10 protein-coding genes are annotated in these 15,047 nt (G+C 43.4%); 5 read left to right on the top strand and 5 right to left on the bottom strand.

The window, feature by feature from the left end; translation table 11 throughout:
- The first annotated feature begins 196 nt into the window (after positions 1 to 196).
- The 3 genes from htpG (at position 197) to hemH (ending at position 4,373) form a co-directional block, all read left to right on the top strand.
- Entirely contained in the window at positions 197 to 2,101 is a 1,905-nt protein-coding gene (gene htpG, locus ACED42_RS17300; protein ID WP_371703531.1) for a molecular chaperone HtpG, read from the top strand.
- Positions 2,102 to 2,489: 388 nt separating this feature from the next.
- Positions 2,490 to 3,134: an adenylate kinase gene (adk, locus tag ACED42_RS17295; RefSeq protein WP_009847341.1), complete on the top strand. Its 645-nt coding sequence runs from the start codon at positions 2,490 to 2,492 to the stop codon at positions 3,132 to 3,134.
- A 276-nt stretch (positions 3,135 to 3,410) separates the two neighbouring features.
- Positions 3,411 to 4,373: a ferrochelatase gene (hemH, locus tag ACED42_RS17290; RefSeq protein WP_371703530.1), complete on the top strand. Its 963-nt coding sequence runs from the start codon at positions 3,411 to 3,413 to the stop codon at positions 4,371 to 4,373.
- A gap of 106 nt (positions 4,374 to 4,479) precedes the next feature.
- Here the strand turns inward: hemH and ACED42_RS17285 are convergent, their stop codons facing one another.
- Entirely contained in the window at positions 4,480 to 5,865 is a 1,386-nt protein-coding gene (locus tag ACED42_RS17285) for a peptide MFS transporter (protein ID WP_012604544.1), read from the bottom strand.
- A gap of 501 nt (positions 5,866 to 6,366) precedes the next feature.
- On the opposite strand from ACED42_RS17285, the gene rfaH reads away from it, so the two are divergent.
- On the top strand, positions 6,367 to 6,873 hold the full coding sequence (gene rfaH, locus ACED42_RS17280; protein ID WP_012604543.1) for a transcription/translation regulatory transformer protein RfaH: 507 nt from the start codon (positions 6,367 to 6,369) through the stop codon (positions 6,871 to 6,873).
- A gap of 83 nt (positions 6,874 to 6,956) precedes the next feature.
- Here rfaH and asnB read toward each other — a convergent pair whose 3' ends face one another.
- From asnB to nagA, 4 genes are all read right to left on the bottom strand, one after another.
- Positions 6,957 to 8,627, bottom strand: coding sequence for an asparagine synthase B (gene asnB, locus ACED42_RS17275; RefSeq protein ID WP_012604542.1), 1,671 nt, complete (start codon positions 8,625 to 8,627; stop codon positions 6,957 to 6,959).
- Between the two features lie 234 nt (positions 8,628 to 8,861).
- On the bottom strand, positions 8,862 to 10,448 hold the full coding sequence (locus ACED42_RS17270; RefSeq protein ID WP_009847336.1) for a cation:proton antiporter family protein: 1,587 nt from the start codon (positions 10,446 to 10,448) through the stop codon (positions 8,862 to 8,864).
- A gap of 83 nt (positions 10,449 to 10,531) precedes the next feature.
- Positions 10,532 to 11,746 (bottom strand): ROK family protein, encoded by a 1,215-nt coding sequence (locus ACED42_RS17265; protein WP_009847335.1) that lies wholly within the window; start codon positions 11,744 to 11,746, stop codon positions 10,532 to 10,534.
- A gap of 2 nt (positions 11,747 to 11,748) precedes the next feature.
- Entirely contained in the window at positions 11,749 to 12,885 is a 1,137-nt protein-coding gene (gene nagA, locus ACED42_RS17260) for an N-acetylglucosamine-6-phosphate deacetylase (RefSeq protein WP_017100869.1), read from the bottom strand.
- 475 nt (positions 12,886 to 13,360) lie between these two features.
- Here nagA and nagE point away from each other — a divergent pair, with 475 nt between their 5' ends.
- Positions 13,361 to 14,920 (top strand): N-acetylglucosamine-specific PTS transporter subunit IIBC, encoded by a 1,560-nt coding sequence (gene nagE, locus ACED42_RS17255; RefSeq protein WP_029225474.1) that lies wholly within the window; start codon positions 13,361 to 13,363, stop codon positions 14,918 to 14,920.
- Positions 14,921 to 15,047: the final 127 nt, after the last annotated feature.

The raw sequence follows: 15,047 nt of genomic DNA, 5'->3' as shown, positions 1-15,047 counted from the left end.
AAATCATGGCTTCTTTTATGTTCTTTTATATTTATAACACTCAAGGATAATAAAAACAGATCAAAAAAACAGTGTTTTTATGCTTTTTGACCTTGAATTTACATTTGTCATCCTCATGTTAATGAACATAAGAGAGGCATAATGTGCAACGCCCCTATGATTATTCAACATAAAGTATAGATGTTTTGGAGTAAAAATGAGCGAAACGGCAACGCAAAATAAAGAGACTCGTGGCTTTCAATCTGAAGTAAAACAACTACTTCACCTAATGATTCACTCACTGTATTCAAATAAAGAAATCTTTCTACGTGAGCTGATCTCTAACGCATCTGACGCGGCTGATAAGCTTCGTTTTCAAGCGCTATCAAATGGCGACCTTTACCAAGGCGATGCTGATTTAGGTGTGAAACTTTCGTTCAACGCTGAAGCAAATACTTTAACGATCTCTGATAACGGCATAGGTATGAGCCGCGACAACGTTATTGAGCATTTAGGTACTATTGCTAAGTCAGGCACAGCTGACTTTTTCTCAAAGCTGTCTGAAGACCAAAGCAAAGACTCTCAGCTTATTGGCCAATTTGGTGTTGGTTTCTATTCTGCATTTATCGTTGCAGACGCAGTGACTGTTCGCACTCGAGCAGCTGGACTTGCTAATGACCAAGCCGTGCAATGGCACTCTGCGGGTGAAGGTGATTACACTATCGAAGACATCACGAAAGAATCTCGTGGTACAGACATCATTCTTCATATGCGTGAAGACGGCAAAGAGTTCTTAAATGAATGGCGTCTACGTGAAGTGATTGGTAAGTATTCTGATCACATCGGTATTCCTGTCTCTATCTTCACAGCGGTGAAAGATGACGAAGGTAAAGACACCGAAGAGAAGCATTGGGAGCAAATTAACAAGGCTCAAGCGCTTTGGACTCGTAACAAGTCTGATATCGAGAAAGAAGAGTACCAAGAGTTTTACAAGCACGTATCTCACGACTTTGCTGATCCACTAACCTGGAGCCACAACAAAGTTGAAGGTAAGAACGACTACACAAGCCTGCTTTATATTCCTGCGAAAGCACCTTGGGATATGATGAATCGTGACCATAAGAGCGGCCTTAAGCTTTATGTACAGCGCGTATTCATCATGGATGATGCAGAGCAGTTCATGCCATCTTACATGCGTTTCGTTCGCGGCTTGATTGATTCAAACGATTTACCACTGAACGTGTCTCGTGAAATCCTGCAAGATAATAAGGTAACTCAGTCTCTTCGTGGCGCATGTACCAAGCGTGTACTCACTATGCTTGAGCGCATGGCGAAGAATGACAACGACAAGTACTTGGAGTTTTGGAAAGAGTTCGGCCTAGTACTGAAAGAAGGCCCTGCTGAAGACATGGCGAACAAAGAAAAAATCGCAGGTCTACTTCGTTTCTCATCAACAGAAGTGGATTCTTCTGAACAAACCATCAGCCTAGCTTCTTACGTAGAACGTATGAAGGAAGATCAAGACAAGATCTATTACCTAACGGCAGACAGCTATGCTGCAGCTAAGAACAGTCCACACTTGGAGCAGTTCAAAGCAAAAGGCATTGAAGTGGTTCTAATGTACGATCGTATTGATGAGTACGTAATGAATTACCTGACTGACTTCGACGGCAAACAGTTCCAATCGATCACTAAAGCGGGCTTAGACCTAAGCAAGTTTGAAGGCGAAGAAGAGAAAGAGAAGCAAAAAGAGACAGAAGAAGAGTTCAAATCTGTTGTTGAGCGCACTCAATCTTACCTAGGTGGTCGTGTTAAAGAAGTTCGGACTACGTTCAAGTTAGCAACAACACCTGCGGTTGTGGTGACTGATGACTTCGAAATGGGCACGCAAATGGCTAAGCTTCTTGAAGCTGCGGGTCAAGCGGCACCTGAAGTGAAGTACATCTTTGAGATTAACCCTGAGCACGCACTTGTGAAACAGATGGCTGATGAAGCGGACGAACAAGCGTTTGGTCGTTGGGTTGAGCTACTACTTGGTCAAGCTATGCTGGCTGAAAAGGGCTCAATGGAAGATCCGTCACAATTCTTAGGTGCAATCAACGAACTACTGACAAAACGTTAGTCTTTCGACTTTGGGCTAAGCTCATAATTATAATTAAAAGCTCGCTAATGCGGGCTTTTTTTATGAACGTCGCTTAACTTCATCGAAATGTCGCTAAAGTTGCTAACAAGACGAACGCAAACGCTGTCGATACATTCTTTAGTCTTAATTTAAGCAAAATTGAATATTAATGTGATAGAATGCTCGACCTAATCAGCTGGTACTATGAACCTATCATCTCCAGTTGTATGATTTTTAAACGTTATACCGAAACTTACCGTTTTGCTTCTGTTTACAGTTGTGCTTAGCCTCAGTTGTTACCTAACCTCTCTTGTTCGACTTAAATTGAACCAGAAAGGCGGGATAGTGAGCTTCGGTATAAATCATAATTTTTATAAGAGGATTAAACATGCGCATCATTCTTCTAGGTGCTCCTGGCGCGGGTAAAGGTACTCAAGCTAACTTCATCATGAACAAATTTGGTATCCCTCAAATTTCAACTGGTGACATGCTACGTGCTGCTATCAAAGCGGGTACTGAGCTTGGTAAGCAAGCAAAATCAGTAATCGACGCTGGTCAGCTAGTTTCTGATGAAATTATCCTTGGTCTAATCAAAGAGCGTATCGCTCAAGATGACTGTGAGAAAGGTTTCCTACTAGACGGTTTCCCACGCACAATCCCTCAAGCTGATGGCCTAAAAGAAATGGGTATCGCAGTAGACTACGTTGTTGAATTCGACGTAGCTGACGATGTGATTGTTGAGCGTATGGCTGGTCGTCGTGCTCACCTTCCTTCTGGCCGTACATACCACAATGTGTACAACCCACCTAAAGAAGAAGGTAAAGATGACATCACAGGCGAAGAGCTAGTGGTTCGTGATGACGACAAAGAAGAAACAGTTCGTGCACGTCTAGGTGTATACCACGATCAAACAGCTCCGCTTATCTCTTACTACGGTAAAGAAGCTGAAGCAGGTAACACTAAGTACCTTAAGTTCGACGGTACTAAGCAAGTTGCTGAAGTTAGTGCAGAACTTGAGAAAGCACTAGCATAATTGGCTAACAGCCAGTTTTAGAATTTGATATATTGGAAGCGACCTTAAGGTCGCTTTTTTTGTTTCAATTTTTAGTCATATACCAATCTAGATAAACTCGATTGTGCACTGTTTCCGTGGTACGGCTTAGATTCGCGCGGCTAACGATCAATGTGATGTTGTGATCACCTAGGTTAAGAACGATTATTCTTAAATTTAGTGGCACAACAATGATCTTAAACTTATGTAGATTAGTATATTACGTTCCAGAAAATTACATATTGGTCTCAGGTATCTATGGAAAATAATAACAAGCAGGGCGTTTTACTGGTGAACTTAGGAACACCAGACTCAGCGACCCCAGCTGGCGTTCGTCGATTTTTGAGTGAATTCTTACACGACAAGCGAGTCGTAAACTTAACGCGTTGGTTGTGGTGTCCTATTTTACATGGGGTGATCTTACCGATTAGAGCGCCGAAAGTGGCTAAGCTGTATCAGTCTGTTTGGATGGATGAAGGCTCACCACTGCTTGTGTACTCTCAAAGACAAGCCGAAAAGCTCCAGAAAAAATTACAGATACCCGTAGCGCTGGGTATGACCTATGGTAACCCAAGCCTTAAAACGGGCGTTGAGCAATTAATGGGTCAGGGCGTTGAAGACATCATCGTATTGCCTTTATATCCTCAATACTCAGGCACAACCACAGCGGCCGTATCTGATGGCTTAACCAAGGCCTTTAAGCAGATGCCAGTGATTCCGAGCTATCGCTTTATTCGCGACTACTACGCGCACCCAAGCTACGCAAAAGCATTGGCTGAAAGCGTGCGTAGCCATTGGGATAAAAATGGTAGAGCCGACCATTTAGTTTGTTCTTTCCACGGTATTCCGAAACGATTGGCTGATGAAGGCGACATCTACCCACAGCATTGTGAAGCGACAACAAAGCTCCTTGCTGCTGAGTTAGGCTTATCAGCGGACGATATCACCATGACATACCAATCTCGATTTGGTCGAGAAGAGTGGTTGAAGCCATACACTGACGAGACACTTGAATCATTGCCAAGCAAAGGCATCAAAAAAATCGATATTATGGCGCCTGCATTTTCTGTGGATTGTTTAGAAACGTTAGAAGAGATTTCGGATCAGTGTAAAGAGACCTTCATTGACGCTGGTGGCTCAGACTTTAGCTACATTACGTGTCTGAATGATAGAGACTCGCACATCGATATGATGGCGGAGTTAGTGGCGCTGTATCGTTAAATACGACTTCGCCTAAACTGTCATGCACATCTAAAAATAACAAAAGGGCTGCTCATTGAGCAGCCCTTTTTGATCTGGATGTTTCTTCTTGAAATAGGTCTAGATATTAAGCAACCGAAGTTTCTGCTTTTGGCTCTGCTTCAAGCATCATGTTGCTTTCTACGCCATGCATCCATGATACAAGCTTGCCAGCACAAAGAAGAAGTAAGACGCCACTTATGGTCGCTGTAATTGCGATACCACCGAAGATAGACATTGCGCCAAGCTCACCAACGTGAGAACCCACAAGGCCAGCTACGTAGTTTGCGACAGCGTTGAAGCCAAACCATGCACCCATCATTAGCGATGCGAGACGAAGCGGAGCTAACTTAGTGACCAACGACAGGCCAATAGGAGATAGACAAAGTTCGCCAAGGGTATGGAAGAAGAAAGCACCGACTAGCCACAGCATTGATGTTTTCACTGTTAGGTCGCCACCTTGCTCCATTACAGCGCCCATCATGCACACAAAACCAAGAGCTAGGAAGAACAAAGCCATTGCAAATTTCACTGGAGAATTTGGTTCACGCTTACCAAGCTTAACCCAAAATGCAGCAATGATTGGTGCAAGTGTAATGATGAAGAATGGGTTCAGAGATTGGAACCACGCCGCTGGGACTTCAAAGCCACCAATCATGCGGTCAGTATATTGTTGAGTATAGATATTCATCAGACCGCCAGCTTGTTCAAAGCCCGCCCAGAAAACTATGACGAATAGACCCATAACCAGAATAACTTTTAATCGATCGAACTCTTCTTTGGTTAGTGGCGTTTTTTCTTTTGATTTGTTCAGTGCTTTTGCTCGCGCAGCTGCGGGCACTGAACCAATGTTACCTAACCAAGATTGAGCCATTGTCATTTGCATGATTAAGCTAATAACCATACCAATACCAGCGGCTAAGAAACCTGCTTTCCAGCCGAAAGAGTCGACAGCAGCGCCTGAAATCAAGCCACCTAATAATGCACCTAAGTTGATGCCCATGTAGAAAATGGTGAATGCACCGTCACGGCGGTTATCGCCTTCTTGGTATAGGTCGCCAACCATGGTCGAGATGTTTGGCTTAAACATACCGTTACCACTGATAAGTAGTGCTAAACCTAGATAAAGAGCATTTACTTGGTCTAAGCCAATAGCGCCGTTAGGAAGAGCGAGTGTAAACTGGCCGAGTGCCATTAATACACCACCCACTAGGATCGATTTACGTTGTCCTAAGTAGTTATCGGCAATCCAGCCACCGATCAATGGCGTGATGTAGACTAAGCCAGTGTAAATACCGTAGAGATCAAGTGCGTCTTTCGTTGACCAACCCAGTCCACCGTTGAGGGTCGTGTCAGTCAAAAATAAAACAAGGATGGCACGCATCGCGTAGTAGGAGAAACGTTCCCATAGCTCTGTGCTAAATAATAAAAATAGGCCTCTAGGGTGGCCAAAGATGTTGTGATTGCTTGGCATAAGTTTTACTAATTTTAGGTATTAAAAGATTTTATAGTTATTCATGTATACACAGTAGGGTAAAAGTCTGCAATAGGCGTATTTTGTGGTCACGATAACTTGGTTTTGCTAAGGTGTTGATATTAAATAAATTTACTTTTAATGTGGCCCATTCTACTTGTGCTGCAAACTAATTTTCCATATTTGACCTGGTTGGTTAGTAACCTTTTTTAAAACCCTATCCAATAAAAATGTTTAGATCTATTGCCCTAGCCTATCGTTATGATCTTATAGGGAATGTTATTCATATTATCTGCGATATACATATGCTTACAGCAATGAGTCTTTTGATCTCTAAATGTTCCTTGTACAATGACTGACCAAATTTTTTACCTATGACTTTTTGGTTGATAAGTCTGTCTGTTCCGCGTAATTTCTCGCTTATCAGGACTCATTTATTAACGGCGACTAAATTGTTTTAGGCTGTGGTTAAATGTCCAAAGAACGAAGATGGCGAGTTAAATGAAACGTTGGTATTTACTTTACTGTAAGCGTGGTGATCAAAAACGCGCTCAACAGCACCTAGAAAATCAGGGGGTAGAGTGCTTTTACCCTCAAATAGAAGTCGAAAAGGTAGTGAGAGGGAAAGAGAAGCTGGTCCAAGAACCGCTGTTCCCATCCTATATCTTTGTCCGTTTTGATTATGAGCAAGGCCCAAGCTTTACTACCGTTCGTTCAACTCGTGGTGTTGTCGACTTTATTAAGTTCGGTGCAAGGCCGTATGAAGTCCAAGGTGATTTGGTTTTTGAGCTAAAAGAGTTCGAGAAGTGTTGTAGTAGCGAAGTTGAAGATTGCTGTGTTGAATTTGAGACAGGGCAAGTTGTCAAAATTAATAGTGGCCAGTTTGCGGGTGTTGAAGCTATTTACCATCAGAAAGATGGCGAAGCTCGATCCATTATGCTCGTAAAAATGATCAGCCAAGTGGTTCCGATCAGTATTGAAAACGAAGCACTACAAGCTCACGTATAAGTCAAATATTAAAAAAGTAAAAACTAGGCTTAAAACAAAAAGGCGCATAATGCGCCTTTTTTAGTATTTGATTTTTCAAACGCTTAAGCGTTATAGGCGTCGTTGTGAACGGCTTGTACCGCACGGCCTGATGGGTCTACACAGTTTTTGAATGACTCATCCCACTCGATCGCTTTTGCTGATGAACAGGCAACTGAAGGGCCGCCAGGTACACACTCTGCCGCCGATTCTAGAGGGAATAGCTCCTCAAAGATTTCACGGTAAGCATAACCTTCTTTGGTTGTTGGTGTGTTGTAAGGGAAACGGAACTGAGCAGCTTCCATTTGTTGATCCGTTACTTTTTCTTCAGCCGTTGCTTTCAATGTATCAATCCAGTCGTAGCCAACACCATCAGAGAACTGTTCTTTTTGGCGCCATGCGATTGAATCTGGTAAGTAGTCTTCAAAACACTCACGTAGGATGTGTTTCTCCATTTTACCGTTACCGCACATTTTGTCTTCAGGGTTTAAACGCATAGCCACATCGATGAACTCTTTATCCAAGAATGGTACACGACCTTCGACTCCCCATGCTGCAAGTGATTTGTTTGCACGGGCACAGTCAAACATGCTTAGAGCAAGAAGTTTACGTACCGTCTCTTCGTGGAACTCTTTTGCGTTTGGCGCTTTATGGAAGTACAGGTAGCCGCCAAAGATTTCATCAGCACCTTCACCAGAAAGTACCATTTTGATACCCATTGCTTTGATCTTACGAGCAAGCAAGTACATTGGCGTCGATGCACGAATGGTCGTTACATCGTAAGTTTCGATGTGGTAGATAACATCACGGATGGCATCTAAGCCTTCCTGAATGGTGTAAGTCATCTCATGGTGTACAGTACCGATTTTGTCCGCAACTTCACGTGCAGCAATCAAGTCGGGAGCATTTTCTAGGCCAACAGCAAATGAGTGTAGTTGTGGCCACCAAGCTTCTGATTGCTCATCATCTTCGATACGCATTGCTGCAAAACGCTTAGCGACTGCAGAAGTGATTGATGAATCAAGGCCACCAGATAGAAGTACACCGTAAGGAACGTCAGTCATTAGTTGACGCTTAACAGCAGCTTCTAGCGCTTCAGTTAGCTCTTCTTTGCTTGTGCTGTTACCTTGAACGGCTGCGTATTCGTTCCAATCGCGGATGTAGTAGCGTTGAGGTTCTGCATCTTTAGAAGAGTAGAAGCTACCAGGAGGGAACTCACTGATCGTCTTACAAACTGGAACCAGTGCTTTCATCTCTGAAGCAACGTAATAGTTGCCGTGCTCATCGTAGCCTTGGTAAAGCGGGATGATGCCAATATGGTCGCGGCCGACTAGGTATTCGTCTTTCTCTTCGTCATATAAAACGAAAGCGAAAATACCGTTAAGTTCTTCTAAAAGGTCGGCACCCATCTCTTGGTAAAGCGCAAGAATGACTTCACAATCAGAGTCAGTTTGGAACTGGTATTTATCTTCGTAGCGAGCGCGAAGTTCTTTGTGGTTATAGATTTCGCCATTAACTGCAAGAATGTGCTTTTTGTCTTGGCTGTATAGTGGTTGAGCACCACTGTTTAAGCCGACGATAGCTAGACGCTCGTGAGCAAGGATAGCTTTTTCACCGGCATAGATACCAGACCAGTCTGGGCCACGGTGACGAAGCTTTTTAGACATTTCTAAAGCAATAGGGCGAAGTGCTGCGGCATCACTTTTAATGTCGAGAATGCCAAATACTGAACACATAGAACTTCCTTTTAAATAATTTCTAAATCAACTGCATTCAATTTGCCATTCTGGCTAAAAAAAGCAACCGAATGTGAGCAAAAAAATAATATAAAGGGGTTTATGTTAGAAAATATCTACTTTTAAGGTGATTTTGGTGAGTGGCGTCTAATTGCGGTTGGTTTTTTGAACAAAAACCTCTCAAAAGTGCAAAAAAATCGCAATTTTGAGAGGTTAAATGGAACATGTTGAGTATCATATTTTATTGATGTTCGGATTCAATTGTTCACAAACATGTCGGGCAAAACCGCTACCAGCTTCGCTGTAAATGTTAAATGCCGCATCGACGCCATTCTCTTTCAGTGTTTCGAGCTGATCTGGATATTCGGCAATTGCCGCTATTTGACCTTTAAAGTTTCGTGATTTTAATTGTTCTAAGGCGGTTTGATTACCTTGGTGGTGAGGCATAGCCAAGATCACCAGTTTTACGTTTGCTGTGTCTAAGATTCGTTCCCAGAAATCCGGGTCAGTTGCGTCACCAGAAATAACGTTTCTGCCATGGCTTCTGTGGTTATGTGCCGCGTCTTCACGAACTTCTACACCTAAACTCACTTTGCCGTAGCGTGAGCGTAATTCGTCGTAGGCACCAGTACCAATGCGTCCCATACCAAGAATTAGAACTTGAGCCCGACCTGGGTCAATTCGTTTGTCACGTTGGTGGAGCTTCTCAGCAGCGTGCTCTTTTAACCAGCGACCTGATTGTTGATAAAGTTTGTGACCCGCTTTGTTGAGAGGTGCAGCGATTAAGAACGACAATGAAACGGCTATAGCCACTGCCACCAAGATGTCGCCAGACATCCAGCCCATCTTAAAAGCAAGGCCACCGACGATGAGGCCAAATTCACTGTAGTTAAACAGTGACAAAGAAGTGAGTAGGGAGGTTCGAACACGGAACTTGAATCGGTTTAGTACCAAGAAGTACAGAACGCCTTTCACTGGCAGTAACAATAAGAACAAGACTGCAAGCATAAAACCCTGAATAGTTGGCTGTTCTGACAAGCCAATATTCAAGAAGAAGCAGACGAGGAAAAGCTCTTTGAGGTTAAACAGCGACTTCGATAGCTCTGAAGCTTTTGGGTGACCGGCTAATAGCATACCTAGGATAAGGGCACCTAAGTCTGGTTTTACTCCTACAAACTGGAACAAGCCAGCACCAACAACTAATGCGAAGAAGATACCGAATAGCACCAACATTTCACCGTGCCCAACCCAATCGAGGACTTTGTAGAACAATGGGCGAAAGAAAGGCAAAGCGAACAGTGCGATCGCATACCACTCTGGAATTTTGCCCGTCGATGCAGTCAAGAATACGACAGCAAAGATATCTTGCATGACCAGAATGCCAATCGCTAGTGTGCCATAGGTAGCATTCATTTCCCCTTTCTCTTGTAGAGACTTGACCGCAAATACAGTACTAGAAAATGAAAGAGCAAAACCGAGTAGAACGATCTGTTCTATTGACATGGCTGCTAGAGATGAAATACCTAGGAACTTAAAACCAAATAGAGCGGCTGCAAAAAACAGAGTGGATAAAAGATTGTGGATCGTTGCGCCAGCCCAGATCTCTTTAGAGAGTAGGGTTTTGATGTCCAGCTTTAAGCCAATAGTAAATAAGAGAAGGGTGACACCAAGGTCAGCCAAAGTAATGATGGTGTCATTGGTTTCAAAGCCAAGGGCATAAAGCCCGAAACCTGCAACCAAAAAACCAACTAATGGGGGGAGGTGGCATTTTAAAGCAATAAATCCTGCGATAAACGCAGTGGATATTAATATAAGTTCCATAACTTGTTGTTGTAGTTCCCTAGCTTAAAAAAACGGGCCGTGTTTATACAAACACGGCCCGCGGAAAATCAGAATTGTTTTCTTTAGTCTTCAAGAAGCTTTTGCAGTAACACACCGTTGAGCATGGCGCGCTTAATCATGGCAAAGGCTCCCATCGTAGGATGTTTATCGATCTGTGATGCTACAATAGGCAGGCCGCTATGGAAAGTCGTTAACGACTGATTCTCTACATTGCGCTTAATTGCAGGGAAAACAATCTCTTGTGCCTTAGTAATATCACCAGCAATGATTACTTTCTGAGGGTTAAACAGGTTAATCGTCATCGCGATAGCCTTACCTAATTGGTTTCCTACTCGGACTAAGCTTTGCTTCGCGAGTTCATCGCCATTGATTGCGTGGTCACAAACATCTTGAATTGTAATATGTTCAAGTTCTGTTAAAGAAGATTCATAGCCTTGCTTAATGAGCTTTTGTACTCGATCAACAATGGCAGGGTTTGCCGCTACGGTTTCAAGACAACCGAAGTTACCACACTGGCATTGTTCTCCTAGCGGATCAATTTGGATATGACCAATTTCACCCACGTTACGGTTATGGCCTAAGAAAACCTGTCCATTAACGATAATACCAGCACCCGTACCACGGTGCACACTGACCAAAATAGAATCTTGACTGTCTTTACTTGCACCGAAGTAGTGCTCAGCAAGCGCCATTCCTCTAACGTCATTACCAACAAAACAAGCCACATGGAAAGTATCGCGAATAATATCGCTCAATGCGAGGTTATCGATGTCCGTGTTTGGCATGTACTCAACAACACCGGTTGTTGGGTTAACCAAGCCTGGAAGGGTGACACCAATGGCAATCAGTTGGTCGATCTTTGGCTGATGCTCAGCAATGAAAGCCTTGAGGTTATTGACCAAGCCTTGTGTAAGGTCTGATTGGTCTGAATAATCTAGGTCTTGTTGTTGGAAAGCCAACTCACGACCGCCAAGGTCATGAAGGCTTATTTGAATATAGTCTCTACCTAAGCGTACAGCGACAGAATGAAAAGGGTCGACTTCTGTGGTTAGGGAGATCGCGCGTCTACCGCCAGTAGACGCTTGTTGCGCAACCTCTTTAATGAGGCCGCGCTCCAAAAGTTGGCGGGTAATTTTTGTAACACTTGCCGGTGCGAGTTGGCTTACATCAGCCACTTGTATACGACTGATAGGCCCTTGCTGGTCTATTAGTCGGTATACCGCCGCACTGTTTAGTTGTTTAACTAAGTCTACGTTACCTATTTGTCCGCCATTCATACTTAATTGTGCTCGTATTGTCCATTAACAACAGTCGCTTTAACGTTAAAGTCTCGGTCAAATACAGCTAGGTTTGCAACCATGCCTTTTTTGATTCGACCTAGCTTGCTTTCTACACCGATAGCCGCAGCTGGGTATAGCGTAGCCATGCGAAGAGCTTCGTCTAAAGCGATACCAGCGTGCTCAACTGTATTCTGAACTGCTTCAATCATAGTCAGAGCTGAGCCGCCCAGTGTGCCGTTTTCATCAACACACTTACCATCTCGGTAATATACTTTCTTACCGACAAAAATAAAGTATTCCATGTCAGCACCTGCAGGAGCTGTGGCATCCGTCACTAATACTAGCTTTTCTCCCTTGATTTTGTGCGCAATTCTGATGTTTGCGTAATCAACGTGGAAGCCGTCAGCGATGATACCAGCATAAACTTCTGGCGTGTCGTAAATCGCGCCAACAACGCCAGGTTCACGACCGACCATAGGGGTCATCGCATTGAATAGGTGAGTAGCGAAAGTGATACCAGATTCGAAACTTTGTCGAGCTTCTGCGTAAGTCGCGTTTGTATGGCCGATTGAAACGACAACGCCAGCTTTGTGTAGGCGCTCGATATGTTCGGGATCATTTAGCTCTGGTGCCAATGTTACTTTTGCAACTAGGTCGCTGTTCTCACAAATCAGTTCAATCATTTCGCTGTCTGATTTACGAATGTGATCGACGCTATGAATGCCTTTTTTTGCAACGTTTAGATATGGACCTTCAAGGTGTAGACCAAGTGATTGGTTTTGGTACTGGTTGTGATATTCACGAGCTGCAGTAATAACTGCACGCATATCTTCGTCTGAAGAGGTGATGAGCGTAGGCAAGAAGCTAGTACAGCCTGATTTAAGGTTTGCTTCGTGCATGATCTGCATTGTTTCTGCCGTGATCTCATCGTTAAGCATTACACCGCCACAACCATTCAGCTGTAAGTCAATGAAACCTGGGCTTAGGTTTGCTCCGTTTAGATCGCGAACCTCGATTCCTTCTGGCAATTCAGAGATAGGACAGACTTTTTTGATCAGTTCATTTTCTATTACGACGGCATGATCGGTTAGAACATCACTACCAGTGTAAATTTTACAGTTACTTAGCGCGTACATAGTCAGCTAATCCTTATTTCGTGAGATCTTTTAAATTTGTTCGTTACCTAAATGTGGACTTAGTTTGCGAGCATCATTTACGTAACGATTTATCTTTTATGGGCGAACGGCTTCAAAATGGGAAGCTATTTAAGTTGTTGAAAAACATATGAACAATTGATCTTTATTATACATTTAGGTTCATTGTTAATGATTATTCATAGGGTAATCTAAAATTAGGAATACCATGTTTTTGCCTAATGATTAGATTTGAATTTTATCTATAAACGCTCATTTTTTTGAATGATAAAATAAGTTTTATGATCTCGCTAGCAAAAACCTCTGGATTTGGTAAAAACTGGTGATTAGGATCACAAATGGTAAGGTTTTAATTTGCGGGGCAAAATTAATTGAATACACTGAATAGGACTAAATTGAGCGACTAAAATAAGTTTCTCAAATGAATTCTAAAAAATCCTATAGGGGGAAACAACTGGTGAATATTCTAGGATATGCACAGAAGCTAGGTAAGGCATTAATGCTACCTATCGCAACACTTCCGATTGCGGCGCTTCTACTACGTTTAGGTCAAGGCGATCTACTTGATATTCCATTCATGGCGCAAGCTGGTGGAGCTATCTTCGGTAACCTACCATTGCTATTTGGTCTAGGTATCGCGATTGGTCTTTCTAAAGACGGTAACGGCGCAGCAGGTCTTGCTGGTGCAGTTGCTTACTTCGTACTAACAGCGACAGCAACAACAATTAACGCTGACGTAAACATGTCATTCTTCGGCGGTATCTTCGCTGGTATCATCGCAGGTCACTCTTACAACGCTTTCCATGCAACACGTCTTCCTGAGTGGCTGGCTTTCTTTGCGGGTAAACGTTTAGTACCTATCATGGCTGGTCTATTTGCACTTGTTGCAGGTGCTGTGTCTGGTGTGGTTTGGCCTGGTGTTCAATCTGGTCTAGACGCATTGGCTCACGCAGTATCAACGTCTGGCGCTATTGGTCAATTCGTTTACGGTACTCTTAACCGTGCACTTATCCCTGTAGGTCTACACCACGTATTGAACTCATACTTCTGGTTTGGTATGGGTACATGTCAAGAAATCATCGTTGCTGGTCAAGGCGCATTCGCTAACATCACTCAACTTTGTGTTGACCCATCACTAGCTAAAACTCTAGTTGTTGGCCAAGAGCACACATTCACATTCGCTAACTCTGTAACTCCAGAAATCACTACTGTAGTTAAAGAAGTGACTGAAACTGTTAAATCTGGCGACCTACACCGTTTCTTCGGTGGCGATAAAGGCGCTGGCGTGTTCATGAACGGTTTCTTCCCAGTAATGATGTTCGGTCTACCAGGTGCTGCACTTGCAATGTACCTAGCTGCTCCTGCTGAAAAACGCAGCCAAGTTGGTGGCGCATTGTTCTCAGTTGCATTCTGTTCATTCCTAACAGGTATCACAGAGCCGCTAGAATTCATGTTCGTATTCCTAGCTCCTGCTCTATACGCAATGCACGCTGTATTTACAGGTCTGTCTCTAGTAGTTGCAAACATGTTTGGTACTCTGCACGGTTTCGGTTTCTCTGCTGGTCTCATCGACTTCGTATTGAACTGGGGTCTAGCAACTAAACCATTCGTACTACTACTAATCGGTCTTGGTTTCGGTGCTCTATACTTCTTCACTTTCTCTTTCGCAATCCGCGCTTTCAACTTGAAATCGCCAGGTCGTGAAGATGATGACGAAGCTGTAGCAGCTCCTGCTGGCGACGCACCAAAAGGTGAAGTTGCGCGTCAATACCTGAAAGCTCTAGGTGGTCACGACAACCTAACTTCAATCGACGCTTGTATCACTCGTCTACGTCTAACTCTTAAAGACCGCTCTATCGCAGATGAAGCTGTTCTTAAGAAGCTTGGCGCTAAAGGTGTGGTTAAACTAGGTGAAAACAACCTACAGGTTATCCTAGGCCCACTAGCTGAAATCGTAGCTGGCGAAATGAAAGCTATCGGTGCAGGTGAAGACCTATCTGATGTAAAACTTCCATAGTGACGGAAGTACTTAATTAAGAAGTAAAGTTACTCTTAAGTAAGTTTCAAATTGAAAGCCTCCCAAACGGGAGTAATGCCGATCAGTTAAAGCCAAAGTGATCGGTTGAAGGATCCTTCCGAGCTGT

The sequence above is a fragment of the Vibrio sp. FF145 genome (genome assembly GCF_041439075.1).
GTDB lineage: Bacteria > Pseudomonadota > Gammaproteobacteria > Enterobacterales > Vibrionaceae > Vibrio > Vibrio tasmaniensis_A.
Note: the sequence above shows the minus strand (reverse complement) of the source record. Positions and strands in the feature narration are given on the sequence as shown.

Bases quoted from the DNA above. Each gene is read 5' to 3' on its own strand.
- asnB (WP_012604542.1), bottom strand. From the start codon at position 8,627: ATGTGTTCAGTATTTGGCATTCTCGACATTAAAAGTGATGCCGCAGCA.
- htpG (WP_371703531.1), top strand. From the start codon at position 197: ATGAGCGAAACGGCAACGCAAAATAAAGAGACTCGTGGCTTTCAATCT.
- ACED42_RS17270 (WP_009847336.1), bottom strand. From the start codon at position 10,448: ATGGAACTTATATTAATATCCACTGCGTTTATCGCAGGATTTATTGCT.
- adk (WP_009847341.1), top strand. From the start codon at position 2,490: ATGCGCATCATTCTTCTAGGTGCTCCTGGCGCGGGTAAAGGTACTCAA.
- nagA (WP_017100869.1), bottom strand. From the start codon at position 12,885: ATGTACGCGCTAAGTAACTGTAAAATTTACACTGGTAGTGATGTTCTA.
- hemH (WP_371703530.1), top strand. From the start codon at position 3,411: ATGGAAAATAATAACAAGCAGGGCGTTTTACTGGTGAACTTAGGAACA.
- ACED42_RS17285 (WP_012604544.1), bottom strand. From the start codon at position 5,865: ATGCCAAGCAATCACAACATCTTTGGCCACCCTAGAGGCCTATTTTTA.
- rfaH (WP_012604543.1), top strand. From the start codon at position 6,367: ATGAAACGTTGGTATTTACTTTACTGTAAGCGTGGTGATCAAAAACGC.
- ACED42_RS17265 (WP_009847335.1), bottom strand. From the start codon at position 11,746: ATGAATGGCGGACAAATAGGTAACGTAGACTTAGTTAAACAACTAAAC.